Raw genomic sequence first — 2,984 nt, 5'->3', positions numbered from 1 at the left:
CTACCCCGACCAATTTTGATAATTGCGCGCAGGGGACGCTTGGGATGTAATGACGGGCGTTTTGCCGGCGCCCGTAGCTCAACGGATAGAGCACCAGCCTTCTAAGCTGGGGGTCGCAGGTTCGATTCCTGCCGGGCGCGCCAATTTCCGAGTGGAGCAGATAGATTCTTCGCGGGTATAATAACCGGTGACTTGATCATCAGTTATGGTGGGCGTAGCTCAGCTGGTTAGAGTCCCGGATTGTGATTCCGGTTGTCGTGGGTTCGAATCCCATCGCTCACCCCAATTTTTTGACCCGGGCCGTTAGCTCAGTTGGTAGAGCAGCTGACTCTTAATCAGCGGGTCGGTGGTTCGAGCCCACCACGGCCCACCATTTCTTCCGGTAGGAACGGGTGAAGCGATACAGCTCTCTTCGCCCGTTTCGAACCTTCCGTGCGCTTTCCATTTCAGTAATTCAAGGACCTTTCCGGCTTGATCCACACTGGATAGCGCTATACTGGAGCAACACGATTGCTGCGAATGTGGCGGAATTGGTAGACGCGCTGGATTTAGGTTCCAGTGGGGAAACCCGTGGGAGTTCGAGTCTCCCCGTTCGCACCACGATTCCGAGGTTTTTTCGCCTTAAAGCCGCAAATTCTTGGCCTGCCCGCAGTAAATTCGGTATGATCCCTACCGAAATACTACTATCGCTTCAAGCTTTATATTTTTGATAACGGGGTTTTCAAATGCAAGTTTCGGTTGAAACCATCGGCACGCTGGGGCGCCGCCTGAAGGTGGCTGTGCCGGCGGATCAGGTGGAGAAGGAATTCAATGATCGGCTTCAACGCTTATCGAAGCAGGTGAAGCTGCCCGGTTTTCGTCCCGGCAAGGTGCCGCTCAAGATGGTCGAGGCCCAATATGGCGGGCGGCTGATGGATGAGATCGCCGGCGACCTCATTCAGACCACGATGCATGAGGCTATCGGAAGCCAGGGATTGCGCCCGGCCGGCGACCCGCGTGTGCAGCGCAAGACGATAACGCGCGGTGAGCAGCTCGAATACACCGTCGAGTTCGAGATTTATCCGGAAGTAAAACGCTTCGATCTGACCGGCGCCCGCATCGAACGGCCGGTGGTGGCCGTGAGCGAGGCGGACGTGGACCGCACGCTGGAAACTATCCGCAAGCAGCGCGCCACCTGGAGACCGGTCGAGCGCGAAACGCGTTTGGGCGACCGCGTGACAATCGACTTCGTCGGACGACTGAACGGCAAGGAATTCGAGGGCGGCAAAGCCACCGCGTTACCGCTGGTGCTCGGGAGCGGCACGCTGATCGAGAGTCTGGAACAGGGGCTGGTCGGCGCAAAAAGCGGAGAGGCGCGCAGCGTCACGGCCAAGTTCCCGGCGGATTACCGCCATTCTTTGTTGGCCGGGCAGGTGGCGGATTTTGACGTAAAGGTTAATGAGGTCGCCGAAGCGATTTTACCGGAAGTGAACGAGGCATTTGCCAAGGAATTGGGTGTCGCGGACGGGAGCGTTGAAAAGCTGCGTACTGACGTGAAAACCAATCTTGAGCGCGAGGCGTCCAACCGTGCTCGCGCGGTGCTGCGCACCCGGGCGCTCAAGTCGCTGCTGGATGCCAATCCGATGGACGTCCCTCAGAGTCTGCTGGATAGCGAGGTTCAGCGCTTGAAATCGGCCGATATCTCCAGCGGCTCAAGCTTGGCCGATGAGGCAATTTATGGAAGCCGTGCCCGCAGTCGCGTGGCGTTGGGGCTGATACTGGGTGAAATCATCCGTACCCGCGGACTTGTGCCGGACCCGTCGCGAGTGCGCGCCCGTCTCGAGGAGATGGCGGCGGATTACGAGTCACCCCAGGAGTTCATCCAGTGGCACTATGAGAAACCGGAGCGCTTGAGCGAGATCGAGAGCCTGGTGATGGAGGAAAGGGTCGTCGAGGATCTCCTGGTTTCCGCCGAGGTAACAGACAAATCCATGACTTTCCAGGAACTCCTGAAGACTGATGTTGTCCTTCAGTAGGAATGTCCTATAGATTACCAATGAAGATTGCCGATTTTGGCGCGATGAAGGAACCCATAATGACTGACATTGGACAACGTGACGACGCTGCAAATCCCCTGGCCTTGGGCCTGGTTCCCATGGTTATCGAGACCACCGGTCGCGGCGAGCGTGCCTACGACATCTACTCGCGCATGCTCAAGGAACGCGTGGTGTTCCTGGTCGGGCAAGTCGAGGATCACATGGCGAATCTGATCGTGGCCCAACTCCTGTTCCTGGAATCCGAAAACCCGGACAAGGATATACACCTATATATCAACTCACCGGGCGGCGCGGTGAATGCGGGTCTCGCGATCTACGATACCATGCAGTTCATCAAGCCGGACGTGAGTACCGTCTGTATCGGCCAGGCGGCCAGCATGGGCGCGCTGATCCTGACCGGCGGCGCCAAGAGCAAGCGATTCGCGTTGCCGCACTCGCGCATGATGGTGCATCAGCCTATGGGCGGCTTTCAGGGCCAGGCAACGGACTTCGATATCCATGCCCGCGAAATCCTGCGCGTGCGCGAGCGCCTGAACCAGATCATGGTCAACCATACCGGCCGTGCCATGGATCAAATCAAGGATGATACCGACCGTGACTATTTCATGGACGGGGAGGAAGCCAAGGCTTTTGGCCTGATTGACGCGGTTATCGAAAAGCGTGTATAAAATAGGTGAACTTTCCGCAGGATATGCTATAGATTTAAGGTAGAGTATCGGCGGAACAGGCGTCTGAAAGCTTGCAAACCTAGGCGGAAACCCGCATCCTTGCAGGCACTATAAAGATCCTTAATCGATAGCGAGGTTTAAGGATGGCTGACAACAACCATACGGGCAGGGGCGATGGAAAGAGTGAAAAGCTCCTGTACTGTTCTTTCTGCGGCAAGAGCCAGCACGAGGTGCGCAAGCTGATTGCGGGGCCTTCCGTGTTTGTCTGCGACGAGTGCGT

3 protein-coding genes and 4 tRNA genes are annotated in these 2,984 nt (G+C 57.1%); all 7 read left to right on the top strand.

From position 1 onward, the window contains the following. Positions 1–67: 67 nt before the first annotated feature. Positions 68–143 (top strand) — tRNA-Arg (locus ACC569_RS14385). 65 nt (positions 144–208) lie between these two features. After that, positions 209–285, top strand: a tRNA-His gene (locus tag ACC569_RS14380). 12 nt (positions 286–297) lie between these two features. Continuing rightward, positions 298–373 (top strand) — tRNA-Lys (locus ACC569_RS14375). Between the two features lie 142 nt (positions 374–515). Next, positions 516–600 (top strand) — tRNA-Leu (locus tag ACC569_RS14370). Between the two features lie 125 nt (positions 601–725). Next, positions 726–2,015, top strand: a complete 1,290-nt coding sequence (gene tig, locus ACC569_RS14365; RefSeq protein WP_372524211.1) for a trigger factor — start codon at positions 726–728, stop codon at positions 2,013–2,015. A 59-nt stretch (positions 2,016–2,074) separates the two neighbouring features. Further along, a complete protein-coding gene (gene clpP, locus ACC569_RS14360) occupies positions 2,075–2,704 on the top strand; it encodes an ATP-dependent Clp endopeptidase proteolytic subunit ClpP (protein WP_372524210.1) in 630 nt (209 codons plus the stop codon). A 143-nt stretch (positions 2,705–2,847) separates the two neighbouring features. Continuing rightward, positions 2,848–2,984, top strand: a 137-nt coding sequence (locus ACC569_RS14355) for a ClpX C4-type zinc finger protein (RefSeq protein WP_372524212.1), incomplete at its 3' end; no start/stop codon positions are given.

Source organism: Sulfuricaulis sp. (assembly GCF_041499725.1).
Lineage (GTDB): Bacteria > Pseudomonadota > Gammaproteobacteria > Acidiferrobacterales > Sulfurifustaceae > Sulfuricaulis.
The sequence above is the reverse complement of the archived record's forward strand: the minus strand, read 5'-3'. Positions and strand labels throughout refer to the sequence as shown.

Coding starts and splice junctions, on each gene's coding strand:
- tig (WP_372524211.1), top strand. CDS start 726: ATGCAAGTTTCGGTTGAAACCATCGGCACGCTGGGGCGCCGCCTGAAG.
- clpP (WP_372524210.1), top strand. CDS start 2,075: ATGACTGACATTGGACAACGTGACGACGCTGCAAATCCCCTGGCCTTG.